The sequence below is a fragment of the Pantoea sp. X-Soil-TKNS-1211 genome (genome assembly GCF_059730495.1).
Window position 1 is genome coordinate 228747 of record NZ_AP035953.1, and the last position, 26229, is coordinate 254975.

20 protein-coding genes, 1 tRNA gene and 3 rRNA genes are annotated in these 26229 nt (G+C 54.1%); 21 read left to right on the plus strand and 3 right to left on the minus strand.

All coding sequences use genetic code 11. The features are described 5' to 3' along the window. Window positions 1–31: 31 nt before the first annotated feature. The 8 genes from rmuC to tatD all read left to right on the plus strand — a co-directional run bounded on the left by rmuC (window position 32) and on the right by tatD (window position 7156). On the plus strand, window positions 32–1546 hold the full coding sequence (rmuC, locus tag AC6I8W_RS01010; RefSeq protein ID WP_497836623.1) for a DNA recombination protein RmuC: 1515 nt from the start codon (window positions 32–34) through the stop codon (window positions 1544–1546). 75 nt (window positions 1547–1621) lie between these two features. Then, on the plus strand, window positions 1622–2380 hold the full coding sequence (gene ubiE / locus AC6I8W_RS01015; protein ID WP_021183817.1) for a bifunctional demethylmenaquinone methyltransferase/2-methoxy-6-polyprenyl-1,4-benzoquinol methylase UbiE: 759 nt from the start codon (window positions 1622–1624) through the stop codon (window positions 2378–2380). 12 nt (window positions 2381–2392) lie between these two features. Further along, window positions 2393–2998, plus strand: coding sequence for a ubiquinone biosynthesis protein UbiJ (gene ubiJ, locus AC6I8W_RS01020; protein WP_497836624.1), 606 nt, complete (start codon window positions 2393–2395; stop codon window positions 2996–2998). Then, on the plus strand, window positions 2995–4632 hold the full coding sequence (gene ubiB, locus AC6I8W_RS01025; RefSeq protein WP_497836625.1) for a ubiquinone biosynthesis regulatory protein kinase UbiB: 1638 nt from the start codon (window positions 2995–2997) through the stop codon (window positions 4630–4632). The genes ubiJ and ubiB overlap by 4 nt, the downstream gene beginning before the upstream one ends. A gap of 110 nt (window positions 4633–4742) precedes the next feature. Then, window positions 4743–4997 (plus strand): Sec-independent protein translocase subunit TatA, encoded by a 255-nt coding sequence (gene tatA / locus AC6I8W_RS01030; RefSeq protein WP_497836626.1) that lies wholly within the window; start codon window positions 4743–4745, stop codon window positions 4995–4997. Window positions 4998–4999: 2 nt separating this feature from the next. Further along, entirely contained in the window at window positions 5000–5521 is a 522-nt protein-coding gene (gene tatB, locus AC6I8W_RS01035) for a Sec-independent protein translocase protein TatB (protein WP_497836627.1), read from the plus strand. Beyond that, window positions 5511–6281, plus strand: coding sequence for a Sec-independent protein translocase subunit TatC (gene tatC, locus AC6I8W_RS01040; protein ID WP_497836628.1), 771 nt, complete (start codon window positions 5511–5513; stop codon window positions 6279–6281). Before tatB ends, tatC begins: the two co-directional genes overlap by 11 nt. A 92-nt stretch (window positions 6282–6373) precedes the next feature. Next, window positions 6374–7156, plus strand: a complete 783-nt coding sequence (gene tatD / locus AC6I8W_RS01045; protein ID WP_497836629.1) for a 3'-5' ssDNA/RNA exonuclease TatD — start codon at window positions 6374–6376, stop codon at window positions 7154–7156. On the opposite strand, the gene rfaH is transcribed toward tatD, so the two are convergent. Continuing rightward, window positions 7153–7641, minus strand: a complete 489-nt coding sequence (rfaH, locus tag AC6I8W_RS01050; protein ID WP_497836630.1) for a transcription/translation regulatory transformer protein RfaH — start codon at window positions 7639–7641, stop codon at window positions 7153–7155. The genes tatD and rfaH overlap by 4 nt on opposite strands. A gap of 209 nt (window positions 7642–7850) precedes the next feature. On the opposite strand from rfaH, the gene pepE reads away from it, so the two are divergent. From pepE to fre, 3 genes are all read left to right on the plus strand, one after another. After that, window positions 7851–8582 carry a dipeptidase PepE gene (gene pepE / locus AC6I8W_RS01055; protein WP_497836631.1) on the plus strand — a complete coding sequence of 244 codons (732 nt, stop codon included), beginning with the start codon at window positions 7851–7853 and terminating at the stop codon, window positions 8580–8582. A 73-nt stretch (window positions 8583–8655) separates the two neighbouring features. Beyond that, the gene (gene ubiD / locus AC6I8W_RS01060) at window positions 8656–10140 is read left to right on the plus strand and encodes a 4-hydroxy-3-polyprenylbenzoate decarboxylase (RefSeq protein ID WP_480367193.1); all 1485 of its coding nucleotides are present in this window, start codon (window positions 8656–8658) and stop codon (window positions 10138–10140) included. 47 nt (window positions 10141–10187) lie between these two features. Next, entirely contained in the window at window positions 10188–10889 is a 702-nt protein-coding gene (fre, locus tag AC6I8W_RS01065) for an NAD(P)H-flavin reductase (RefSeq protein WP_497836632.1), read from the plus strand. Window positions 10890–10952: 63 nt separating this feature from the next. Here fre and fadA read toward each other — a convergent pair whose 3' ends face one another. Together fadA and fadB are read right to left on the minus strand one after the other, a co-directional pair. Further along, window positions 10953–12116: an acetyl-CoA C-acyltransferase FadA gene (gene fadA / locus AC6I8W_RS01070; RefSeq protein ID WP_497836633.1), complete on the minus strand. Its 1164-nt coding sequence runs from the start codon at window positions 12114–12116 to the stop codon at window positions 10953–10955. 10 nt (window positions 12117–12126) lie between these two features. After that, a complete protein-coding gene (gene fadB / locus AC6I8W_RS01075) occupies window positions 12127–14310 on the minus strand; it encodes a fatty acid oxidation complex subunit alpha FadB (RefSeq protein WP_497836634.1) in 2184 nt (727 codons plus the stop codon). A gap of 187 nt (window positions 14311–14497) precedes the next feature. Here fadB and pepQ point away from each other — a divergent pair, with 187 nt between their 5' ends. From pepQ to birA, 10 genes are all read left to right on the plus strand, one after another. Then, entirely contained in the window at window positions 14498–15829 is a 1332-nt protein-coding gene (gene pepQ, locus AC6I8W_RS01080) for a Xaa-Pro dipeptidase (RefSeq protein ID WP_497836635.1), read from the plus strand. Beyond that, window positions 15829–16446 (plus strand): IMPACT family protein, encoded by a 618-nt coding sequence (locus AC6I8W_RS01085; RefSeq protein ID WP_497836636.1) that lies wholly within the window; start codon window positions 15829–15831, stop codon window positions 16444–16446. Before pepQ ends, AC6I8W_RS01085 begins: the two co-directional genes overlap by 1 nt. A gap of 29 nt (window positions 16447–16475) precedes the next feature. Further along, entirely contained in the window at window positions 16476–17927 is a 1452-nt protein-coding gene (gene trkH, locus AC6I8W_RS01090) for a Trk system potassium transporter TrkH (RefSeq protein ID WP_480367208.1), read from the plus strand. A 17-nt stretch (window positions 17928–17944) separates the two neighbouring features. Continuing rightward, window positions 17945–18481, plus strand: a complete 537-nt coding sequence (gene hemG, locus AC6I8W_RS01095) for a menaquinone-dependent protoporphyrinogen IX dehydrogenase (protein ID WP_497836637.1) — start codon at window positions 17945–17947, stop codon at window positions 18479–18481. Window positions 18482–18862: 381 nt separating this feature from the next. After that, window positions 18863–20404: ribosomal RNA gene (locus tag AC6I8W_RS01100) — 16S ribosomal RNA — on the plus strand. Between the two features lie 90 nt (window positions 20405–20494). Next, window positions 20495–20569: transfer RNA gene (locus AC6I8W_RS01105), tRNA-Glu, on the plus strand. A 214-nt stretch (window positions 20570–20783) separates the two neighbouring features. Continuing rightward, window positions 20784–23688: ribosomal RNA gene (locus AC6I8W_RS01110) — 23S ribosomal RNA — on the plus strand. A 147-nt stretch (window positions 23689–23835) separates the two neighbouring features. Then, window positions 23836–23951 (plus strand): 5S ribosomal RNA (gene rrf, locus AC6I8W_RS01115). The 16S, 23S and 5S rRNA genes sit together here with 1 tRNA gene alongside, the layout of an rRNA operon. Window positions 23952–24209: 258 nt before the next feature. Continuing rightward, the gene (gene murB, locus AC6I8W_RS01120; RefSeq protein ID WP_497836638.1) at window positions 24210–25247 is read left to right on the plus strand and encodes a UDP-N-acetylmuramate dehydrogenase; all 1038 of its coding nucleotides are present in this window, start codon (window positions 24210–24212) and stop codon (window positions 25245–25247) included. Further along, window positions 25244–26206, plus strand: coding sequence for a bifunctional biotin--[acetyl-CoA-carboxylase] ligase/biotin operon repressor BirA (gene birA, locus AC6I8W_RS01125; RefSeq protein ID WP_497836639.1), 963 nt, complete (start codon window positions 25244–25246; stop codon window positions 26204–26206). Before murB ends, birA begins: the two co-directional genes overlap by 4 nt. Window positions 26207–26229: the final 23 nt, after the last annotated feature.

The following is a 26229-nucleotide window of genomic DNA, read 5'->3' on the forward strand; positions in this document are numbered from 1 at the left end:
TTCCCTCAGCGAGACGATCCGCGGGGGAATTATGGATCAGCAACTTATCATCATCAGCGGTGCGTTGGCGCTGGCCGGTTTCGGCATCGGCTGGATTGTGGCGCAGATGCGCGCCGGTCATCAACAGGCCAGCTTCTTAACGGAGCGCCGCTTACTGGAAGAGGCGCAACAGCGTCAGCAGCAGCAACTGGAACTGGCACAGCAACAAGTACAGCAGCGCGAACAGGAGTTGCGTCAGTTACACGGCACCCTGAGTGGCGCACAGGAGCGTCTGCAACAACTCGATTACTGGCGTGGTGAAAGCGAGCAGCTTAGCCGCGAATTGCGCAACCAGCTGGAAGTGAACAGCGCGCAGGAAGCCGAGTTACGCGAAGTGACCATCCGCCTTGAAGAGACGCGCTTTGCCGCCGAGGAGAAGCAGCGTCTGTTGACCAATAGCGAACAACGCCTGAGCGCGCAGTTCGAAAATCTTGCCAATCGCATTTTTGAAAATAGCGGTCGCCGTGTTGATGAACAAAACCGTCAAAGCCTGAACAGCCTGATCGGTCCGTTACGTGAGCAACTGGACGGGTTTCGACGTCAGGTGAACGACAGCTTTGGCCAGGAAGCACGCGAACGTCACACGCTGGCGCATGAGATCCGTCAGTTGCAACAGTTGAACGCGCAGATGGCGCAGGAAGCTGTCAACCTCACCAAGGCATTGAAGGGCGATAACAAAATTCAGGGCAACTGGGGTGAGGTGGTGCTCAGCCGGGTGTTGGAGGCTTCTGGCCTGCGCGCAGGGCACGAGTATGAAACCCAGGTCAGCGTACAGCTGGAATCGCAGGGCAGGATGCAACCGGATGTGATCGTGCGTCTGCCGCAGGGCAAAGATGTAGTGATTGATGCCAAAATGACGCTGATCGCCTATGAACGCTACTTCAACGCCGATGATGAAGCCACGCGCGAGCAGGCGATTCAGGAACACGTCAACGCAATGCGTGGTCATATTCGCCTGTTGGGGCGAAAAGATTATCAACAATTGCCCGGTTTACGCTCCCTGGATTATGTGTTGATGTTTATCCCGGTTGAACCGGCCTTTTTGCTGGCGATTGATCGTCAGCCGGAGCTGATCAGCGAAGCGTTGCAGCAGAACATTATGTTGGTCAGCCCCACCACCTTGCTGGTGGCGTTGCGCACCATCAATAATTTGTGGCGTTATGAGCATCAAAGTCGTAATGCCCAACGCATTGCTGACCGCGCTGCGCGCTTGTATGACAAGATGCGGCTGTTTGTCGATGATATGAGCGGTATCGGCCACAACCTGGATAAAGCGCAGCAAAGTTATCATCTGGCGATGAAAAAACTGGCAGAGGGACGCGGTAACCTGATTGCGCAGAGTGAAGCCTTCCGTTCGCTGGGTGTGGAGATTAAACGTCCGATTAATCCGCAATTGGTGGCGCAGGCGCAGCCGGATGAGTCTGATAATGATTGGGCCGATGACGACGAGCCTGATGAAAAAGCAGCAGATTCTTCCGCCGCTTCCCTGCGACGCATCAACGAATAACGCGCCGGTCGCGTGCCCGGGCAGCGCAACTCTGATACACTTCGGCAAGTATTGTTTGTGGAACAGGTAAAACCCATGGCAGATGAATCACAGCAGGAAACTACCCACTTTGGCTTTCAGACCGTCGCGAAAAGCGAAAAGGCAGATAAAGTCGCCGACGTGTTTCACTCCGTAGCGGCAAAATATGACCTGATGAACGATCTGATGTCGTTTGGCATCCATCGTGTCTGGAAGCGTTTCACCATCGACAGCAGCGGCGTACGCCGTGGGCAGCGCGTGTTGGATCTGGCCGGTGGGACCGGCGATCTGACGGCAAAATTTTCGCGTCTGGTGGGGGAGACTGGCCAGGTAGTGCTGGCGGATATCAACAGCTCGATGCTGAAGATGGGCCGCGAAAAACTGCGTAATCTCGGCATTTCCGGCAACGTCAGCTATGTGCAGGCCAACGCCGAAGCGCTGCCATTCCCGGATAACTATTTCGACTGCATCACCATCTCTTTCGGTTTACGTAACGTGACGGAAAAAGAGAAGGCGCTGGCCTCGATGTTCCGCGTGTTAAAGCCAGGCGGACGCCTGCTGGTGCTGGAGTTCTCCAAACCGCTGCTGGAACCGCTCAGCAAAGCCTATGATGCTTACTCGTTCCATATTCTGCCGCGCATTGGTCAACTGGTGGCGAAGGATGCGGAAAGCTATCGCTATCTGGCGGAATCCATCCGTATGCATCCCGATCAGGAAACCCTGAAGGCGATGATGAACGACGTTGGTTTCGAAAATACCACCTACTTCAACATGACTGGCGGCATTGTCGCGCTGCATCGCGGCTTTAAGTTCTGACAAATCATGGCCATGACTTTCACTCCTTTGATTACCGGCGGTCTTGAAACCGCCCTCAATCGTGTTTTGTACCGCGATCGCAGCCTGAAAGCCGCGCGCCAGCGTCTGGCGGGCAAGGTGCTGATGCTGCGCTTGCAGGAACTCTCTTTCCCGCTGGTGCTGGTGTTCAGCGAAAACCAGCTGGATGTGCTGAGCGACTGGCAGGACAGCAGCGATTGCATCGTTAGCTTGCGTCTCAGCACTTTGCCGAAATTACGTGACCGTCAGCAGCTCACCAGCCTGATTCGCAGCGGCGAGTTGGAGGTGGAAGGGGATTTGCAGGTGGTGCAGCAATTTTCGGCGTTGATGGATCTGGCGGAGCTGGACCCGGCGGAGTATCTCGCGCCGTGGATTGGTGATATCGCCGCTCAGGGCATCAGCCAGGCTGCACAACGCGCGCTGAGTTTTGTAAAGCATGAGGTGACGCGTCGTCAGGATTATCTCGGTCAGACGCTGACGGAAGAGTGGCGATTGGCACCCGGTGCGCTGGAACTGGCCTGGTTTTGCGAGGAAGTGGAAGCGATGGAACGTTCGCTTAATGCGCTTGATGCGCGTTTAGCACAGCTGGAGGCGAAATGACGCTGGGAGAAATTCGGCGCTTATATTTTATCGTTAAGGTCTTTCTCACTTATGGCCTTGATGAACTGATTCCTCACATGCGCATCACGCTGCCGCTGCGGATATGGCGGCGCTGCATTTTCTGGCTCCCCAACAAACACAAAAATGAATCAATGGGCGTGCGTATCCGTCTGGCAATGGAACTACTGGGTCCGGTATGGATCAAGTTCGGCCAGATGCTGTCAACACGTCGTGATCTGTTCCCCCCGGCGATCGCCGATGAACTGGCCATTTTGCAGGACCGCGTCGCGCCGTTTGATGGCGAGAAAGCCAAAGCGCAGATTGAGAAATCGATCGGCGGCCCGGTGGAAACTTGGTTCAATGATTTTGAAATCACCCCGCTGGCGTCAGCATCGATTGCTCAGGTTCATACCGCAACGCTGAAAGAGAATGGCCGCGAGGTGGTGATCAAGGTTATCCGCCCGGACATCCTGCCGGTGATCAAAGCGGATATGAAGCTGATTTACCGCCTGGCGCGTTGGGTGCCGCGTTTACTGCCGGATGGCCGCCGTCTGCGCCCGCTGGAAGTGGTACGCGACTATGAAAAAACCCTGATTGATGAACTCAATCTGCTGCGTGAGGCAGCCAACGCCATCCAGCTGCGTCGCAACTTTGACCAGAGTCGCATGCTGTATGTACCGGAAATCTTTTCCGATTATTGCAGCGAATCGATGCTGGTGATGGAGCGTATTTACGGTATCCCGATTTCGGATATCGCGACGCTGGAGCGGCATGGCGTCAATATGAAACTGCTGGCCGAGCGCGGTGTACAGGTGTTCTTTACCCAGGTGTTCCGCGATAGTTTCTTCCATGCTGATATGCACCCCGGCAACATCTTTGTCAGCTATGACCATCCGGAAGACCCGCAATATATCGGTATCGACTGCGGTATTGTGGGTTCGCTGAATAAAGAGGATAAACGCTACCTGGCGGAGAACTTTATCGCCTTCTTTAATCGCGATTACCGCAAAGTGGCTGAGCTGCATGTGGATTCTGGCTGGGTGCCGCCGGATACCAATGTGGAAGATTTTGAGTTCGCGATTCGTACCGTATGTGAGCCGATTTTCGAGAAACCGCTGGCGGAAATCTCCTTCGGTCACGTGCTGCTCAATCTGTTTAACACCGCGCGCCGCTTCAATATGGAAGTGCAGCCGCAACTGGTGCTGTTGCAGAAAACGCTGTTGTATATTGAAGGCATTGGTCGCCAACTCTATCCGCAGCTCGATTTATGGAAAACCGCGAAGCCCTTCCTGGAAGACTGGATTAAAGATCAAATCGGTATTCCGGCGATTCTGCGTGCCGTGAAAGATAAAGCCCCGTTCTGGGCAGAGAAATTGCCGGAGCTGCCAGAGCTGTTCTACGACAGCATGCGTCAGCATAAATTGTTGCAGCACAGCGTCGATAAACTGGTCACGGATATGAACGCGCAACGTAACCGTCATCATCAGGCGCGTTATCTGTTTGGGGTAGGAGCTACACTGTTATTAAGTGGCACCGCAGTGCTGCTGAGTCGGCCTGACTGGGATTTCTTCCCGGCGATATTAATGGCCGCAGGCATCGTGACCTGGCTGATAGGTTGGCGTAAGACAAACTGATTGTCAGCCAGATCTAAAACGCGTAATGTCGCAGGCTAAGGCCCGAAATCATATGGGCTTTCTGTGTGTTACATACGACAGCTTTTCACAGAATATTAGAGGCATATCTCATGGGCGGTATCAGTATTTGGCAATTGATAATCATTGCCGTCATTGTTGTACTTCTGTTCGGTACCAATAAGTTACGCAATCTGGGTTCGGATTTAGGTTCTTCCATTCGTGGCTTCAAAAAAGCCATGGGTGATGAAGACGAAAAAAAGGATCAACCGAAAGAGCAGGACGCTGACTTCAACGCCAAAACCCTGGCAGATAAACAGCAAACCTCGGCAAGTAAAGACGAAGCCAGGAAAGACAAGCAGGTATAACCGTGTTCGACATTGGTTTTAGTGAACTGGTATTGGTGTTCGTTATCGGGCTGGTGGTTCTCGGCCCGCAACGATTACCGGTTGCGGTAAAAACCGTAGTGGGCTGGATTCGGGCGATTCGCTCGCTGGCGGCTAACGTTCAGAATGAACTGGCGCAGGAGCTGAAACTACAGGAGCTGCAGGATAGTCTCAAGAAGGTGGAAGAGGCGGGCCGTGGCACGCTATCACCGGAACTGAAAGAATCGATGGAAGAGTTGCGTAAAACCGCTGACTCCATGAAACGTTCTTATCAGCAGAGCATCGACGTAGAAAAAGCGGAAGATGAAGCCAATACCATTCATACGCCGCCGCCTGTTGCTCCTGCATCGCCGGTAACACCCGCGACCGCGGAACATCAGGCCAGTGCTCCGGCTCAGACGCCGCAAACCGCGCCGTCTACCGTGGAGCAACCCGATTCTGCCAGTGCATCTCACAGCACAGCGCCAACTGACCCGCAGGTGATGAACGATAAACATGGCCGTTGAAGATACCCAACCGCTCATCAGCCATCTGATTGAGCTGCGCAAGCGTCTGTTAAACTGCATCATCGCGATATTTGTCATTTTCCTGGCGCTGATTTACTTCGCCAACGACATTTATCATATGGTGGCAGAGCCGTTGATGAGACAGATGCCCGCCGGTGCCAGCATGATCGCTACCGATGTTGCATCGCCATTCTTTACACCGATTAAGCTCACCATCATTGTGTCAGTGTTTCTGGCCGTTCCGGTGATCCTGTATCAGGTGTGGGCATTTGTGGCCCCGGCGCTCTATCGTCATGAGCGCAAACTGGTGATGCCGCTCCTGTTCTCCAGCACGCTGTTATTTTACGTCGGCGTGGCCTTTGCTTACTTTATCGTGTTTCCGCTGGCATTTGGTTTCTTTGCCAAAACGGCGCCCCAGGGCGTACAAATTGCGACTGACATCACCAATTACCTCGACTTCGTCATGACCATTTTCCTGGCGTTTGGGGTGGCATTTGAGGTGCCGGTCGCGATTGTGCTGCTGTGCTGGACCGGGATCACCACGCCGGAAGACCTGAAAAAGAAACGTCCTTATATTCTGGTTGGCGCATTCATTGTTGGGATGTTGCTCACACCACCGGATGTTTTCTCACAAACTTTGCTCGCTATTCCGATGTACTGCCTGTTTGAAGTCGGCGTATTCTTCTCCCGTTACTATGTGGGGAAAGGACGTAAGGCAGAGCCAGAGTCGGTGGATGAGGAACATCACACCGAATCCTGATGCTCTTCTTGCAGCAGATCCCGCGTGCGAGCGGGATGACGATGAATCTGAACCGCCCACACCATTGGGCGGTTTTTTATTTGGGAAGAAACATGTTTGATATCGGTGTAAACCTGACCAGTACGCAATTTGCGAAAGATCGAGAGCAGGTGGTTGCACGTGCGCGCGACGCGGGCGTCACCGGCCTGTTAATCACCGGCACCAATGCATTGGAAAGCCAGCAGGCGCAGCGACTGGCTGCATTGCATCCGGGCTACTGCTGGTCAACCGCGGGCGTGCATCCGCACCATGCCAGCGCATGGTCAGCTGAAACCGCCAATACGCTGCGCCGTCTGGCGGAGAGTGAGCAGGTGGTGGCGATAGGTGAATGCGGGCTGGATTTCAACCGCAACTTCTCGGCGCATGATCAGCAGGAATACGCCTTTGATGCGCAACTTCAACTGGCCGCAGAACTGCAATTGCCGGTTTTCCTGCATTGTCGCGAAGCACACGCGCGTTTCGCTGCGATTCTGCAACCCTGGCTGCCGAAATTGGTGGGAGCGGTGGCGCACTGCTTTACCGGCAACCGTGAGGAGCTGGAGTCCTGTCTGGCGATGGGGTTATCGATTGGTATTACCGGTTGGGTGTGCGACGAACGCCGTGGCATGGAGCTGCGTGAGCTGCTGCCGCTAATCCCGGCAGAACGTCTGCTGTTGGAAACCGACGCTCCGTATTTGCTGCCGCGTGATATGCATCCACGTCCGACATCACGCCGCAACGAACCCTGTTTTCTGCCGCATATCGTGCAGCAGGTGGCGTTATGGCGTAATGAGACGGCGGAGACGTTGGGCGCGCAGGTCAATCATAATGCGCGTCAGCTGTTCAGGTTGGCTTAGGCTTTACGGAATTGTTTGTTGTCTACGCTGCGCATTACCTGTTTATTCAGCAGGTTAAGCAGAAGAATCGAACGAGTTTCGCCATCCGGCTCGGCAAAAATGGCGCGCAGACCTTCGAAGGTGCCTTCGGTGATGATCACTTCATCACCGATCTGTGGCGTCTCCGGATCGATCAGGATCTGTGGGGCGTCGCATTGTAGCGCTTCAATCACTTCATACGGCACCGTGGCAGGCATGGTCCCGAAGCGGACAAAGTGACTGACGCCCCGCGTGCTGCTGATGGTGGTGGTGTGAATCGCTTCCGGATCGAACTCGATAAACAGATAGTTGGGAAACAGCGGCTCACTTACGGTGGTACGTTTACCACGGACAATTTTCTCCAGCGCAATCATTGGGCTGAGACAATTCACTGCCTGCCGCTCAAGATGTTCTTTCGCGCGCAACAGTTGTCCACGTTTGCAATAGAGTAAGTACCAGGATTCCATAACTGCTCCCAAAGAATGGACGCTAAGAATAGCAAACCTGCTTTCAGAGTTATAGCGCATCAGCCGGGCTAAACGCAGCCGCGAAACAAATTTCACTACGAATTTTCTGAGTCTTAACGCTTTAACGTCGTTTATCGCAAGAAAATTGACGTCTGGCGATAATCTGTATCAGACTCCCTCTCCATCTTATGAATGAAAAGGATCGTCTGATGGAACTGTTCCTGTTAAGTAATGGCAAACTGGCCGATGATGCCCCATTGCTGAGTTACGCTCACCCGCAGCTGCATGCGATGATTGCGCAACGCGGCATTACCTCCGCCGTGCTGGTGCCTTATGCCATTATTCGCGGCGATCATGCCCAGCGCGCGCTGGACCTCAGCGATTCGCTCGGTATCGAAGTGCGAACCGTCCACGATTTCACCTCGCCGGTGGCCGCGATTGAACAGGCAGAACTGATTCTGGTCAGCGGCGGCAACACCTGGCTGCTTAATCAGATGCTGCATGAACATGGCCTGATTGTGGCGATTCAGCGCGCAGTGCGTGAACGTCAGGTGCCTTACGTCGGCTGGAGCGCGGGTTGCAATGTCGCGACCCCGTCTATCCGTACCACCAATGATATGCCAGTGCGCAGCAGCGTGGTGTTGCCTGCGCTGGGGCTGTTTCCGGTGCAAATCAACCCGCATTATATCGATGCACACGTCAGTGGTCATATGGGCGAAACCCGTGATGAGCGTCTGGCGGAGTTCTGTGCGGTGAACCCGCATGAATCGGTGATTGCACTGCGCGAAGGCAGCTTCTTGCATGTCAGCGAACATCGTCTGCGCTACTACAGCGCGCGCGGGGAAGATTTTAAGGTGTTCCGCCACGGTGAGCCGACCGCCGCCTTCCATGACGTGTTGGCGCTACAATCGTTGGTGCCATTTTCCTGTCAGCCTGCCTGACGCAGAAACCTCAACATGCCCGCAGAATCGGCCCTATAATGGCCGATTCCTCTGGGCTGGAAGTTAACCCTACATGAAATATCAGGATTTACGTGATTTCCTTGCGCTGCTGGAGCAGCGGGGCGAGTTAAAGCGCATCACTCAGGCGATCGATCCCGAACTGGAGATGACCGAAATTGCCGACCGCACCTTGCGTGCCGGTGGCCCGGCGCTGCTGTTCGAAAACCCGAAAGGCTACGACATGCCGGTACTGTGCAACCTGTTTGGTACACCGAAACGCGTGGCCATGGGCATGGGCCAGGAAGAGGTCAGCGCGCTGCGCGAAGTGGGTAAGCTGCTGGCGTTTCTCAAAGAGCCAGAGCCGCCAAAAGGTTTTCGTGACCTGTTCGACAAGATGCCGCAGTTTAAGCAGGTGCTGAACATGCCAACCAAACGGCTGCGTAATGCGCCGTGCCAGGAAGAAGTGTTTAGCGGTGACGAGGTTGATTTATCACGCATCCCGGTAATGAAATGCTGGCCGGGTGACGCTGCGCCGTTGATTACCTGGGGTTTAACCGTGACGCGCGGGCCGCACAAAGAGCGGCAGAACCTCGGTATCTATCGTCAGCAGGTGATTGGCAAAAACCGTCTGATCATGCGCTGGTTGTCGCATCGCGGTGGTGCCCTCGATTTTCAGGAGTGGTGCAAAGCCCATCCCGGAGAACGTTTTCCCGTCGCGGTGGCACTGGGTGCCGATCCGGCGACCATCCTCGGTGCCGTAACGCCAGTACCGGACTCGCTGTCAGAATATGCCTTCGCGGGCCTGCTGCGTGGCAATAAAACCGAAGTGGTGAAGTGTCTTTCCAACGACCTGGAAGTGCCCGCCAGTGCTGAAATTGTGCTGGAAGGCTACATCGAACCCGGCGATATGGCGCCTGAAGGGCCATACGGCGACCATACCGGCTACTACAATGAAGTAGATAGCTTCCCGGTATTTACCGTGACGCACATAACGCAACGTCGTAACCCGATTTATCACTCAACCTATACTGGCCGGCCACCGGATGAACCGGCGGTGTTGGGTGTGGCACTGAATGAAGTGCTGGTACCCATTCTGATTAAGCAGTTCCCGGAGATTGTGGATTTCTATCTGCCGCCGGAAGGCTGTTCGTACCGCCTGGCGGTGGTGACGATGAAAAAACAGTACGCTGGTCATGCCAAGCGCGTGATGTTTGGTGTCTGGTCGTTCCTGCGGCAGTTCATGTACACCAAATTTGTTATTGTGTGTGACGATGACGTCAATGCGCGTGACTGGAACGATGTGATCTGGGCGATTACCACCCGTATGGACCCGGCGCGCGATACCGTGTTGGTTGAAAATACGCCAATCGATTATCTCGACTTCGCGTCACCGGTTTCCGGGCTGGGTTCGAAGATGGGGCTTGATGCCACCAATAAATGGCCTGGTGAAACCACGCGTGAGTGGGGCACCCCAATCGTTAAAGATCCGGCGGTCACGGCGCGTATTGACGCCATCTGGGATGAGTTAGGCATCTTTGCCGAGCCGCCACAGCGCTGATGGCGGCGAGCAAACCATAAAAACAAACGACCCGACAGAGGGAACGCATGACAACGTTAAGCTGCAAAGTGACTTCGGTTGAAGCGATTACTGATACCGTCTACCGCGTCCGTTTGATCCCGGAAGCGGATTTTAGCTTTCGTGCCGGACAGTACCTGATGGTGGTAATGGATGAGCGTGATAAGCGTCCGTTTTCCCTCGCTTCCACGCCGATGGAAAAAGACATCATTGAGCTGCATATCGGCGCTTCTGAGCTGAATCTCTACGCGATGGCGGTGATGGAACGTATCCAGAACCAGCGTGAAATCACCGTGGATATGCCGCACGGTGATGCCTGGCTGCGTGAAGAGAACGATCGCCCCATCATCCTGATTGCCGGCGGTACGGGTTTCTCCTACGCCCGCTCCATTCTGCTGACTGCACTGGCACAGCAGCCCGATCGCGATATCGCCATTTACTGGGGTGGCCGCGAACTGATGCATCTGTACGATCTTGACGAACTGAATGCGCTGGCGGTGAAGCACCCGAATCTGAAGGTGATTCCGGTGGTGGAGCAGCCGGAAGCGAGTTGGCAGGGCCGTACCGGAACGGTGCTGACGGCGGTAATGCAGGACTACGCCACGCTGAGCGGCCATGATATCTACATCGCAGGCCGTTTCGAGATGGCGAAGATTGCCCGTGAACGCTTCTGCGCAGAACGCGGTGCAATGGAAGCGCAGATGTACGGCGATGCTTTCGCGTTTATTTAATGACACAGCATCGGCGAAAAAGCCCGCCCAAAAGGGCGGGAAATCATGCAGGTGGTCAACGTATTACAGACGCTCAAATACGGTGGCAATGCCCTGACCTAAACCGATACACATGGTTGCCAGGCCAAACTGCGCATCGCGACGTTCCATCAGATTCAACAACGTGGTACTGATACGCGCACCGGAACATCCCAGCGGATGACCGAGCGCAATCGCGCCACCATGCAGATTGACCTTCTCATCCATCAGCTCCAGCAGGCCCAAATCTTTCAGGCACGGCAGCGTCTGGGCGGCAAAGGCTTCATTCAGTTCAAACAAATCAATATCTTGTACGGTTAAACCGGCGCGTTTCAGTGCCAGCTTGCTGGCCGGGACTGGACCGTATCCCATAATCGACGGATCGCAGCCCACCACCGCCATGCTGCGAATACGCGCGCGTGGTGTCAGACCCAGCTCGCGCGCCCGGCTTTCGCTCATAATCAGCATCGCGGCTGCGCCATCGGAAAGGGCTGAGGAGCTACCGGCGGTCACGGTGCCGTTGACCGGGTCAAACGCCGGTTTCAGCGCTGCCAATCCTTCCAGGCTGGCGTCTTCACGGATCACTTCATCGGCATCATAGCGTTTCAGCACACCGTCGCTGTCGTGGCCATAAGTTGGAATAATTTCCCGTTTGAAATCACCACGCTGGGTGGCCTGCCAGGCGCGCTGATGTGAACGCAATGCAAAGGCATCCTGCTGTTCACGGCTGATATGGTGCATGCGCGCCAGCATTTCGGCGGTCAGGCCCATCATACCGGCGGCCTTCGCCACTGTGCGGCTCAGGCCTGGATGGAAATCCACGCCGTGGTTCATCGGCACGTGGCCCATATGCTCCACGCCGCCAATCAGGCAGCTTTGTGCATCGCCGACCATAATGGCGCGGGCGGCATCGTGCAGCGCCTGCATCGACGAACCACACAAGCGGTTAACGGTGCTGGCAGGGACACGATGCGGGATTTCTGCCAGCAGCGCGGCGTTACGGGCAATATTGAAGCCTTGCTCCAGCGTTTGTTGTACGCAGCCCCAGATGATGTCATCCAGCGTGGCGGGATCAAGCGCCGGATTGCGGCTCAGCAGTTCACGCATCAGGTGAGCCGAGAGATCTTCCGCGCGAACCTGACGAAACGCACCACCCTTGGAACGCCCCATTGGCGTGCGGGCGGCATCGATAATAACGACATTTTCCATTTTATTATCCTCAGGCACTTTGCAGCGCGGCTTCATCAATCGGTAGGGCGGTGGGATACCAGCTTTGATGCTGATGGGCTTTCTGCACCAGCAGCTCGGGCAGTGCATACAGCGGACCGAGTGCGATATAGCGTTTGGCCTGGTCAACCACCGTGCTGTTGCCTAGCGTATCCATATAACGGCAGGCACCACCACGGAACGGCGGGAAGCCAAGGCCATACACCAACGCCATATCCGCTTCGGCTGGGGAAGCAATGATCTTCTCTTCCAGGCAGCGCACCACTTCGTTCAACATCGGCAGCATCATACGGTTAGCAATCTCTTCATCGCTGAAGACGCGCTTCGGCTGGCACACGTGCTGCAACAGCGTGTCGACTTCGGCATCGGCCTGTTTCTGCGCTTTGCCCTTTTTGTCCTCTGTCCAACGCCAGAAACCCAGACCATTTTTCTGCCCATAGCGTCCGGCTTCGTACAGTACATCGATGGCGTCGCGATAATCTTTCTGCATGCGGGAAGGGAAGCCTTGCGCCATTACCTGCTGAGCATGATGGGCGGTATCAATTCCCACCACGTCCAGCAACCATGCAGGCCCCATCGGCCAGCCAAACTGTTTCTCCATCACTTTGTCGATCTGGCGGAAATCAGCACCGTCACGCAGCAGCAGGCTGAAGGCGGCGAAATAGGGGAACAGCACGCGGTTAACAAAGAAGCCGGGGCAGTCATTGACCACAATCGGCGTTTTACCCATCTTGCTCGCCCAGGCAACAACTTTACCGATGGTTTCCTCGGAGGTTTTTTCGCCGCGAATCACTTCAACCAAAGGCATGCGCGGCACCGGGTTGAAGAAGTGCATGCCGCAGAAATTTTCGGGTCGTTGCAGCGACTGCGCTAACAGGCTGATCGGAATGGTGGAGGTGTTGGAGGCGAGGATGGCGTCGTCGCGCAGATGCTGCTCGGTCTCGGCCAGCACTTTGGCTTTGATTTGCGGGTTTTCCACCACCGCTTCCACCACCACATCCGCGCGTTCAAATCCGGCGTAGTCCAGCGTTGGCTGGATAGTGGTCAGCACGCTGGCCAGTTTCGCGCCATCGATCTTACCGCGTTCCAGCTGTTTGTTCAGCAGCTTGCTGGCTTCTTTCATGCCGAGCGCCAGCGCCTGTGGATTGATATCTTTCATTTGCACCGGCACGCCTTTCCATGCCGACTGATACGCAATGCCACCGCCCATGATGCCGGCGCCCAATACCGCTGCCTGCGCAGGTGTTGAGGTGGCATTGCCGCGTTTTTTCGCCTCGCCTTTGACATATTGATCATTGAGGAAGATGCCAACCAGCGCGCGCGCCACATCACTTTGCGCCAGCGGCACAAACGCGGCGGTTTCCAGTTTCAAGGCATCATCGCGTCCCAGACCGGCAGCCGCTTCAATGGTTTTCACTGCAGTGATTGGGGCCGGGTAATGTTTGCCCGTCGTTTGCAGCACCATGCTTTTGGCGATGGTGAAACTCATCGCCGCTTCAATCGGGCTGAGTTTGAGCGGGGCCAGTTTCGGTGCGCGACGTGCCTGCCAGCTGCCCTGCACAATGGCATCCTGCAACACGGTTAACGCAGCGCTGTGCAGTTTGTCGCTGCTGACGACCGCATCGACCAGACCCAGTTTCAGGGCGCTGCTACCATCAACATCTTTACCTGCGGCGATAATCTCCAGCGCACTGTCGGCACCCAGCAGGCGCGGCAGGCGCACGCTACCGCCGAAGCCCGGCATGATGCCCAGTTTGGTTTCCGGCAGGCCGATGCGCAGTTGCGGGGTTGCGATGCGGAAGTCGGTCGCCAGCACGCACTCGCAGCCGCCGCCAAGCGCATAGCCATCAATCGCAGAGACGGTGGGGACTGGCAGATCTTCCAGACGATTAAATATACTGTTGGCAAACGCCAGCCACTGGCTCAGTTTTTCAACCGGCGCATCAAACAGGGAAAGAAATTCGGTGATGTCGGCCCCGACGATAAACGCCGGTTTTGCCGAGGTGAGCAACAGACCGCGCAGTGCGGGTTGTTGCTCCAGTACACCCAGCGCCTCACCCAGTGAGGCAACGGTTTTGGTATCGAGTTTATTCACCGAACCGGGCGCGTCGAAAACCAGCTCGGCGATGCCATCGTCGAGCCAGCGAACAGAAAGTGTATCGCCTTGGTAGAGCATGTCCGTCTCCTGAAACCGCGAAAGTTGATCTGGTCATACCAGATGATCGTGAGTGTGGGTTCCATGTTAATTTTTTGCAAACGAGAGTTTGCTTATTTGATACAGCGATCACAGCGTACAGGGGCACGGCATCACGAACGTGGCTATGCTACACTGCGGCCATTTTCGCGATATTGGAGACAAGTTCATGGATTCACTGAAAACCCTGTATCACGCGCATATCAATACGCTGCAACAGCGTGCGCAGCAGGTGCTGACGCGTTTTAAACTCGATGCCATGTTGATTCATTCTGGTGAGTTGCTGACCGTGTTCCTCGACGATCACAACTATCCCTTCAAGGTGAATCCGCAGTTCAAAGCCTGGGTGCCGGTGACGCAGGTGCCTAACTGCTGGTTATGGATCGATGGCGTGAATAAACCGAAACTGTGGTTCTATTCACCGGTGGATTACTGGCACAACGTGGAGCCGCTGCCAAACAGCTTCTGGACCGGAGACGTTGAGGTTATTGGCCTGAAAAATGCTGACGAGATTGCGCAACTGCTGCCGACTCAGCGCGACAATGTGGCCTACATTGGGCCAGTGCCGACGCGTGCGACCCAACTGGGTATCAAGGCGGAGGCCATCAACCCCAAAGGGGTGATTGATTTCCTGCATTACCACCGCAGCATCAAAACCGATTATGAACTGGCCTGTATGCGTGAAGCGCAGAAGCTGGCGGTGGCGGGACATCGCGCGGCGAAAGAAGCCTTCTTCTCTGGTATGAGTGAGTTCGATATCAATATCGCTTACCTGAGCGCGACCGGCCACCGTGATATTGATGTGCCTTACGGCAATATCATCGCGCTTAATGAACACGCCGCCGTGCTGCACTACACCAAACTGGATCATCAGCCGCCCGCGAAGCGCCATAGTTTTTTGATTGATGCCGGTGCTGAGTACCTTGGCTATGCGGCCGATCTGACACGCAGCTACGCCGGGCAGGCGAAGTCACGTTATGCCGAGATGGTTGAGGTTATGAACAAAGAGGAACAGGCGTTGATCGCTACCCTCAAGGCGGGCGTGCGTTATACCGATTATCATCTACAGATGCATCAACGCATTGCGCGTATGCTGCTGAAGTTTGAACTGGTGAAAGGACTGAGCGAAGAGACGCTGGTGGCGGAGGACTTAACCGGTCCGTTTATGCCACATGGTTTGGGTCATCCACTGGGACTTCAGGTGCATGATGTAGCGGGCTTTATGCAGGATGATAAGGGTACGCACCTGGCTGCTCCCGCACAGTATCCGTATCTGCGTTGTACCCGCGTGCTGGAACCGGGCATGGTGATGACCATCGAGCCGGGTTTCTACATTATCGATTCACTGCTGGCCGCGTTGCGTACGGGTAAGTACAAAGAACATTTTGACTGGCAGGCCATTGATGCGTTGAAGCCGTATGGCGGCATCCGTATTGAAGATAATGTGGTGATCCATGCCAACCGGATTGAAAACATGACGCGCGATTTACATCTGGCCTGATGGACGCTTATGACATTCCCGCTGAGGCAGTCAGCCTCAGCGAGGAAACCATCAAGAAAAGCCGCTTTATCACGCTGTTGGCACATACCGACGGCGTTGAAGCGGCGCGTGCCTTTGTTCAGCAGGTTAAAGCTGAACACCCCACGGCGCGACATCATTGCTGGGCATGGGTGGCGGGCGCACCGAGTGATTCGCAGCAGTTGGGTTTTTCTGACGATGGCGAGCCATCAGGTACGGCAGGAAAACCGATGCTGGCCCAGCTGATGGGCAGCGGTGTGGGTGAAATCACTGCGGTGGTGGTGCGCTATTACGGTGGCATCATGCTTGGCACCGGTGGGTTAGTGAAAGCCTATGGCGGCGGTGTGCAGCAGGGATTAAAACAGTTGGTGCGTTGTCGTAAGGTGCCGATGCAATCTTTTACCCTGCAATGCGACTATGCGCAGCTCAGCGATATTGAGCGCCTGTTGCAGCGTTTTGACGGCAAGGTAGAAGAGAGCCATTATCTGGATCGCATCACACTGCGCCTGGCATTACCGCATAGCCAGATCGATGGCTTTCGGCAGAACCTCTCTGATTACAGTCGGGGTGTGCTGACGCTCATCTCGCTGGAAAAATAAAGCATATCTCTTTGAAAGGAAAAGGCTGAATGCATTTTCGCGCCATTACCCGCATTGTGGGCCTGCTGGTGATTCTGTTCTCAGTCACCATGATCCTGCCTGGTCTGGTGGCCTTAATTTATCGTGACGGTGCCGGACGGGCGTTCAGTCAGACCTTTATGATGGCGCTCGTCATTGGTTCACTGCTGTGGTGGCCGAATCGCAAACAAAAGACCGAGCTGAAGCCGCGCGAAGGCTTTCTGATTGTGGTGCTGTTCTGGACTGTGCTGGGCAGCGTGGGGGCGATGCCGTTTATGTTTGCTGAGCAACCGCACCTGTCGGTCACCGACGCGTTCTTTGAATCCTTTTCCGGTTTAACCACTACCGGGGCGACAACGCTGGTGGGGCTGGATTCGCTGCCCAAAGCGATTCTGTTCTATCGCCAGATGCTGCAATGGTTGGGCGGGATGGGGATCATCGTACTGGCGGTGGCGATCCTGCCGATTCTCGGGGTGGGTGGGATGCAGTTGTATCGCGCGGAAATGCCCGGACCGCTGAAAGATAACAAAATGCGACCGCGTATCGCGGAGACGGCAAAAACCCTGTGGCTGATCTATGTTCTGCTCACCGTAGCCTGTGCCGTGGCGCTGTGGCTGGCGGGGATGCCGGTGTTTGATGCTATCGGCCATAGTTTTTCCACCATCGCCATCGGTGGCTTCTCGACGCATGATGCCAGTATTGGTTACTTCAACAGCCCGACGATCAATACCATCGTGGCGATATTTTTGCTGATCTCTGGTTGTAACTACGGTTTGCACTTCTCTTTATTGAGTGGCCGCAGCCTGAAAGTGTACTGGCGCGATCCTGAGTTTCGTATGTTTATCGGCGTGCAACTGACATTGGTGGTGATCTGTACCGTGGTGCTGTGGTTCCACGACGTCTATTCCAGTGGCTTACAAACGCTGAATCAGGCCTTTTTCCAGGTGGTATCGATGGCCACCACCGCCGGGTTCACCACGGACAGCATCGCTCGCTGGCCATTGTTCCTGCCAGTGCTGCTGTTGTGCTCTGCCTTTATCGGTGGCTGTGCCGGTTCGACCGGTGGTGGCCTGAAGGTAATTCGTATTCTGTTGCTGTGTAAACAAGGCTCTCGTGAGCTGAAGCGCCTTGTGCATCCCAATGCGGTTTACACTATTAAGTTGGGGAACCGTGCGTTGCCGGAACGTATTCTGGAAGCGGTATGGGGCTTCTTCTCTGCTTATGCGCTGGTGTTCCTGGTTAGCATGCTGGCAATCATCGCGACCGGTGTGGATGACTTCTCAGCATTTGCTGCTGTCGCTGCGACCCTCAATAACCTCGGACCTGGGTTGGGGGTGGTCGCCGATAACTTTGCTTCGATGAATGATGTAGCGAAGTGGATTTTGATTTCGACCATGTTGTTTGGCCGCCTTGAGGTGTTTACTTTGCTGGTTCTCTTCACCCCGACCTTCTGGCGCGAGTGATATCACGGGATAATGTAATGAAAGCGTTGATTGTCTATTCCAGCCGTGACGGGCAAACCCAGAAAATTGCCGGACGCATTGCGCAAAACCTGGCGCCGCAACAATTGTGTGATGTGATTGAGATATCACAGACAGCGACGCTGGACTGGGCGCAGTATGATCGGGTGCTGATTGGTGCCTCGATCCGCTACGGGCATTTCCATCCGGCATTAATGAAGTTTGTTACTCAGCACCGCGCAGAGTTGCAGCAGCGTGTCAGCGGCTTCTTTAGTGTGAACCTGACGGCACGTAAAGCAGATAAATGTACGCCGGACACCAACGTGTATACGCACAAGTTTCTGGCTCAGTCACCCTGGCAGCCTGACTGCTGTGCGGTATTTGCCGGAGCGTTGCGTTATCCACGCTATCGTTGGTTCGATCGCGTCATGATTCAGTTGATTATGCGTATGACTGGCGGTGAAACGGATACATCAAAAGAAGTGGAATACACCGATTGGCAAAAAGTCGCGCTTTTCGCCCAGGATTTTGTGCACTTACCAGGCAAATCGTTGTGAAATAAGCCGCTTTGGTGAAATTTAGGCCGAACGATCATTTTTTTGCAATAAACACTTGTCACTCAGGATTATCTCCCTATAATGCGCCTCCACTGACACGGCAAAGCGGCAACGCAGACGGTCAGCGAGGGACGAAGTGATTCATCCCGCCGGAGAAAATCTCTGAAAAAAGAGATTGACTCTGAAGGAGGAAAGCGTAATATACGCCACCTCGCGACAGACGGTTAACCCGCTGTTCGCACTGCTCTTTAACAATTTATCAGACAATCTGTGTGGGCACTCGCAGGATTGATATCAAAAGTCTACGGACTTAAAAAATATCAAGTCTCAAGAGTGAACACGTAATTCATTACGAAGTTTAATTCTTTGAGCATCAAACTTAAATTGAAGAGTTTGATCATGGCTCAGATTGAACGCTGGCGGCAGGCCTAACACATGCAAGTCGAACGGTAGCACAGAGGAGCTTGCTCCTCGGGTGACGAGTGGCGGACGGGTGAGTAATGTCTGGGGATCTGCCCGATGGAGGGGGATAACTACTGGAAACGGTAGCTAATACCGCATAACGTCGCAAGACCAAAGTGGGGGACCTTCGGGCCTCACACCATCGGATGAACCCAGATGGGATTAGCTAGTAGGTGGGGTAATGGCTCACCTAGGCGACGATCCCTAGCTGGTCTGAGAGGATGACCAGCCACACTGGAACTGAGACACGGTCCAGACTCCTACGGGAGGCAGCAGTGGGGAATATTGCACAATGGGCGCAAGCCTGATGCAGCCATGCCGCGTGTATGAAGAAGGCCTTCGGGTTGTAAAGTACTTTCAGCGGGGAGGAAGGTGTTGGAGTTAATAGCTTCAGCAATTGACGTTACCCGCAGAAGAAGCACCGGCTAACTCCGTGCCAGCAGCCGCGGTAATACGGAGGGTGCAAGCGTTAATCGGAATTACTGGGCGTAAAGCGCACGCAGGCGGTCTGTCAAGTCGGATGTGAAATCCCCGGGCTTAACCTGGGAACTGCATTCGAAACTGGCAGGCTGGAGTCTTGTAGAGGGGGGTAGAATTCCAGGTGTAGCGGTGAAATGCGTAGAGATCTGGAGGAATACCGGTGGCGAAGGCGGCCCCCTGGACAAAGACTGACGCTCAGGTGCGAAAGCGTGGGGAGCAAACAGGATTAGATACCCTGGTAGTCCACGCTGTAAACGATGTCGACTTGGAGGTTGTGCCCTTGAGGCGTGGCTTCCGGAGCTAACGCGTTAAGTCGACCGCCTGGGGAGTACGGCCGCAAGGTTAAAACTCAAATGAATTGACGGGGGCCCGCACAAGCGGTGGAGCATGTGGTTTAATTCGATGCAACGCGAAGAACCTTACCTGGCCTTGACATCCAGAGAACTTAGCAGAGATGCTTTGGTGCCTTCGGGAACTCTGAGACAGGTGCTGCATGGCTGTCGTCAGCTCGTGTTGTGAAATGTTGGGTTAAGTCCCGCAACGAGCGCAACCCTTATCCTTTGTTGCCAGCGATTCGGTCGGGAACTCAAAGGAGACTGCCGGTGATAAACCGGAGGAAGGTGGGGATGACGTCAAGTCATCATGGCCCTTACGGCCAGGGCTACACACGTGCTACAATGGCGCATACAAAGAGAAGCGATCTCGCGAGAGCAAGCGGACCTCATAAAGTGCGTCGTAGTCCGGATTGGAGTCTGCAACTCGACTCCATGAAGTCGGAATCGCTAGTAATCGTAGATCAGAATGCTACGGTGAATACGTTCCCGGGCCTTGTACACACCGCCCGTCACACCATGGGAGTGGGTTGCAAAAGAAGTAGGTAGCTTAACCTTCGGGAGGGCGCTTACCACTTTGTGATTCATGACTGGGGTGAAGTCGTAACAAGGTAACCGTAGGGGAACCTGCGGTTGGATCACCTCCTTACCTGAAGATACCTTCCTTCGAAGTGCTCACACAGATTGTCTGATGAAAACGTAATGAGCAAGACGGCTGCGAAGTCGTGACACTTCCTGTGTCCCCTTCGTCTAGCGGTTAGGACTCCGCCCTTTCACGGCGGCAACAGGGGTTCGAATCCCCTAGGGGACGCCACTTGCTTGGTGACAGGTGAAAGGTGTCGCTGCTCAGTATCTCAAAACTGGCTTACGAGTCATGTTTGAGATATTTGCTCTTTAACAATCCGGAACAAGCTGAAAATTTGAAACGACACGTTGTTTCATTTCTCCGTAATAAGAAATGAAAGCGATGTGTTCGAGTCTCTCAAATGCTTGCAGTCTGCATGCGTGAAAACGCCTGTGGGTTGTGAGGTTAAGCGACTAAGCGTACACGGTGGATGCCCTGGCAGTCAGAGGCGATGAAGGACGTGCTAATCTGCGTAAAGCGTCGGTAAGGTGATATGAACCGCTACAGCCGACGATGTCCGAATGGGGAAACCCGGTGCACTCTGTGCATCATCGTTAACTGAATACATAGGTTAACGAGGCGAACCGGGGGAACTGAAACATCTAAGTACCCCGAGGAAAAGAAATCAACCGAGATTCCCCCAGTAGCGGCGAGCGAACGGGGAACAGCCCAGAACCTGAATCAGTTTGTGTGTCAGTGGAAGCGTCTGGAAAGTCGCAGGGTACAGGGTGATACTCCCGTACACGAAGATGCACATACTGTGAGTTCGATGAGTAGGGCGGGACACGTGGTATCCTGTCTGAATATGGGGGGACCATCCTCCAAGGCTAAATACTCCTGACTGACCGATAGTGAACCAGTACCGTGAGGGAAAGGCGAAAAGAACCCCGGCGAGGGGAGTGAAACAGAACCTGAAACCGTGTACGTACAAGCAGTGGGAGCCTACTTGTTAGGTGACTGCGTACCTTTTGTATAATGGGTCAGCGACTTATATTCTGTAGCAAGGTTAACCGTATAGGGGAGCCGCAGGGAAACCGAGTCTTAATTGGGCGTTAAGTTGCAGGGTATAGACCCGAAACCCGGTGATCTAGCCATGGGCAGGTTGAAGGTTGGGTAACACTAACTGGAGGACCGAACCGACTAATGTTGAAAAATTAGCGGATGACTTGTGGCTGGGGGTGAAAGGCCAATCAAACCGGGAGATAGCTGGTTCTCCCCGAAAGCTATTTAGGTAGCGCCTCGTGAATTCATCTCCGGGGGTAGAGCACTGTTTCGGCTAGGGGGCCATCCCGGCTTACCAACCCGATGCAAACTGCGAATACCGGAGAATGTTATCACGGGAGACACACGGCGGGTGCTAACGTCCGTCGTGAAGAGGGAAACAACCCAGACCGCCAGCTAAGGTCCCAAAGTCATGGTTAAGTGGGAAACGATGTGGGAAGGCCCAGACAGCCAGGATGTTGGCTTAGAAGCAGCCATCATTTAAAGAAAGCGTAATAGCTCACTGGTCGAGTCGGCCTGCGCGGAAGATGTAACGGGGCTAAACCATGCACCGAAGCTGCGGCAGCGACACTGTGTGTTGTTGGGTAGGGGAGCGTTCTGTAAGCCGTCGAAGGTGGACTGTGAGGTCTGCTGGAGGTATCAGAAGTGCGAATGCTGACATAAGTAACGATAAAGCGGGTGAAAAGCCCGCTCGCCGGAAGACCAAGGGTTCCTGTCCAACGTTAATCGGGGCAGGGTGAGTCGACCCCTAAGGCGAGGCTGAAAAGCGTAGTCGATGGGAAACAGGTTAATATTCCTGTACTTGGTGTTACTGCGAAGGGGGGACGGAGAAGGCTGGGTTATCCGGGCGACGGTTGTCCCGGTTTAAGCGTGTAGGCTTGCATTCCAGGCAAATCCGGAATGCTTTAAGGCTGAGGCGTGATGACGAGCCACTACGGTGGTGAAGTAACTGATGCCCTGCTTCCAGGAAAAGCCTCTAAGCTCCAGGTAACACGAAATCGTACCCCAAACCGACACAGGTGGTCAGGTAGAGAATACCAAGGCGCTTGAGAGAACTCGGGTGAAGGAACTAGGCAAAATGGTGCCGTAACTTCGGGAGAAGGCACGCTGGCGCGTAGGTGAAGGGACTTGCTCCCGGAGCTGAAGCCAGTCGAAGATACCAGCTGGCTGCAACTGTTTATTAAAAACACAGCACTGTGCAAACACGAAAGTGGACGTATACGGTGTGACGCCTGCCCGGTGCCGGAAGGTTAATTGATGGGGTTATCCGTAAGGAGAAGCTCTTGATCGAAGCCCCGGTAAACGGCGGCCGTAACTATAACGGTCCTAAGGTAGCGAAATTCCTTGTCGGGTAAGTTCCGACCTGCACGAATGGCGTAATGATGGCCAGGCTGTCTCCACCCGAGACTCAGTGAAATTGAAATCGCTGTGAAGATGCAGTGTACCCGCGGCAAGACGGAAAGACCCCGTGAACCTTTACTATAGCTTGACACTGAACATTGAGCCTTGATGTGTAGGATAGGTGGGAGGCTTTGAAGCGTGGACGCCAGTCTGCGTGGAGCCGACCTTGAAATACCACCCTTTAATGTTTGATGTTCTAACGTAGGCCCGTGATCCGGGCTGCGGACAGTGTCTGGTGGGTAGTTTGACTGGGGCGGTCTCCTCCCAAAGTGTAACGGAGGAGCACGAAGGTTGGCTAATCCTGGTCGGACATCAGGAGGTTAGTGCAATGGCATAAGCCAGCTTGACTGCGAGAGTGACGGCTCGAGCAGGTGCGAAAGCAGGTCATAGTGATCCGGTGGTTCTGAATGGAAGGGCCATCGCTCAACGGATAAAAGGTACTCCGGGGATAACAGGCTGATACCGCCCAAGAGTTCATATCGACGGCGGTGTTTGGCACCTCGATGTCGGCTCATCACATCCTGGGGCTGAAGTAGGTCCCAAGGGTACGGCTGTTCGCCGTTTAAAGTGGTACGCGAGCTGGGTTTAGAACGTCGTGAGACAGTTCGGTCCCTATCTGCCGTGGGCGCTGGAGAATTGAGGGGGGTTGCTCCTAGTACGAGAGGACCGGAGTGAACGCACCACTGGTGTTCGGGTTGTCATGCCAATGGCATTGCCCGGTAGCTAAGTGCGGAAAAGATAAGTGCTGAAAGCATCTAAGCACGAAACTTGCCCCGAGATGAGTTCTCCCTGACCCCTTGAGGGTCCTGAAGGGACGTTGAAGACGACGACGTTGATAGGCCGGATGTGTAAGTGCAGCGATGCATTGAGCTAACCGGTACTAATGACCCGTGAGGCTTAACCTTACAACGCCAGAGGCGTTTTGGTTGAGAGACGCGAAGAATTTTCAGCCTTGTTCGACCGGATTAAGTTGTGTCCTGCGGATTCAGGTCCGAAGGATTTTGCGCTGAAGCAAGGCGGCAAAAGACACAGGACAGAGCACAAAGAATTTGCCTGGCGGCTGTAGCGCGGTGGTCCCACCTGACCCCATGCCGAACTCAGAAGTGAAACGCCGTAGCGCCGATGGTAGTGTGGGGTCTCCCCATGCGAGAGTAGGGAACTGCCAGGCATCAAACAAGTGAAGAAACCCTGAACGAAAGTTCAGGGTTTTTTTACGTCTGCGCATCCGGTAGCGGCGCGATTTATCGCGCGCTTTGCAGGCCACGGTACGGTAAAAATCGCGCCGCTAAAGATCTTATGTCCGGTTGGAAGATGTTATTTTACATTTGAGAATCGTCTCGCAGATGATGAAAAACCACGAAAACATCCCACCCGCTACGATCTGATCAGGTAAACTACGGCCAGATTAATCAGTTAAGGCCGTGAAATGTCCAGCCCCAACACTTCTCTTAAAGCTTTCAATACGCTTGGCCTTGAGGTCAGTGCAAAAAATATCGTTATTGCTGATACCGCAGAGGCCATCATTGAAGCGTGGCAGAACTGTGTTCAGCAGACACAGCCTTTTATGGTGCTCGGAGGCGGTAGCAATGTGCTGTTTCTTGAGGATTTTGACGGTATTGTCATTATCAATGCTATCAAAGGCATCGCTATAGAAGAACAGACCGAAGCGTGGCAGTTGCATGTTGGGGCGGGAGAAAACTGGCATGAACTGGTGGAGCATACCTTAAAAAAAGGGATTACGGGCCTGGAGAATCTGGCGCTTATCCCGGGTATGGCAGGTTCGGCCCCGATCCAAAACATCGGTGCTTACGGGGTGGAATTCAAAGATCTCTGCGATTATGTTGAGGCTTTGCATCTGCCCACTCGGAAAATTGTGCGTCTGCATCGTGAAGAGTGTGCATTTGGTTATCGTGACAGTATTTTCAAACACGGAATGAAGGATGACTACGTCATTGTGGCTGTTGGATTACGTCTGGCAAAACAATGGCGGCCAGTTTTGAGCTACGGCGATCTGGCACGGCTCAATCCTGCAACGGCCTGCGCATGGGACGTATTCACTGCGGTATGTCAGATGCGACAGAGCAAATTGCCTGATCCCAGCATAACGGGTAATGTGGGGAGTTTCTTCAAAAACCCACTGATTAGTGCCAGCCAGGCTGCCACGTTATGTGCTCAGTGGCCGACGATGCCGCTCTATCCTCAACCAGATGGTGAGGTAAAACTGGCTGCGGGTTGGTTGATCGATCAGTGTCAGTTAAAGGGGTATCGGGTTGGTGGTGCTGCTGTACATCGCCAGCAGGCACTGGTATTGATCAACGAAGATCAGGCGACACCGCAAGATATCGTTCAACTGGCACGAGAAGTCCGAAACCACGTTGGTGAAAAATTTAATGTCTGGCTGGAGCCGGAAGTTCGCTTTATTGGTGCTCAGGGTGAACGCAATGCTGTTGAGGTGATCTCATGAAAGACCACAGTGTCCCATTAAAATTGGTCGCTTTACTGGCGGATGGTGAATTCCATTCTGGTGAGCAACTGGGCGAAGTCCTGGGGATGAGTCGGGCAGCAATCAATAAGCATGTACAAACGCTGAAGAGCTGGGGACTGGACGTTTATACGGTCACCGGGAAAGGTTATAGCCTGCCAGCTCCTGTTCAGCTACTGAATGAAAGCGAGATTTTATCGCGTCTGCATCAACCTAATCTGGCAGTTATTCCGGTTATCGACTCAACGAATCAGTATTTACTCGATCGTATGGATCAGCTGGTTTCTGGTGATGCCTGTATTGCGGAGTATCAGCAGGCAGGGCGAGGACGGCGTGGCAGACAGTGGTTTTCCCCTTTCGGAGCTAACCTGTATATGTCGATGTACTGGCGTCTGGAGCAGGGGCCAGCTGCGGCGATGGGGCTTAGTCTGGTAATAGGTATCGTTATGGCTGAAGTTATTCAGTCACTCGGCGCGAAGGATGTCCGAGTTAAATGGCCAAATGATCTCTATTTACACGATCGCAAGTTGGCCGGAATCCTGGTGGAACTGACCGGTAAAACGGGTGATGCGGCTCAGATTGTTATTGGTGCAGGGATTAACCTTGCGATGCGTGCTGAAGGTGCATCACAGATAAATCAGGGCTGGATAAACTTGCAGGAAGCGGGCGTTAAGATAGATCGTAATCAGCTGTCTGCTCAATTGATTAACAATCTACGGGAAGCGTTGCCGCTATTCGAACGTGATGGACTGGCCCCTTTCATTGAACGTTGGGATGCATTGGATAACTTCATTAATCGACCGATCAAATTGTTGATTGGCGACCGCGAGGTACATGGCATAGCACGTGGTGTGGATAAACAAGGTGGTCTATTACTGGAGCAGGATGGTGAAGTTAGAGCTTGGGTTGGCGGCGAAATTTCATTACGACCAGATAATTAACCAGACGCCATATAGCGTGTCAT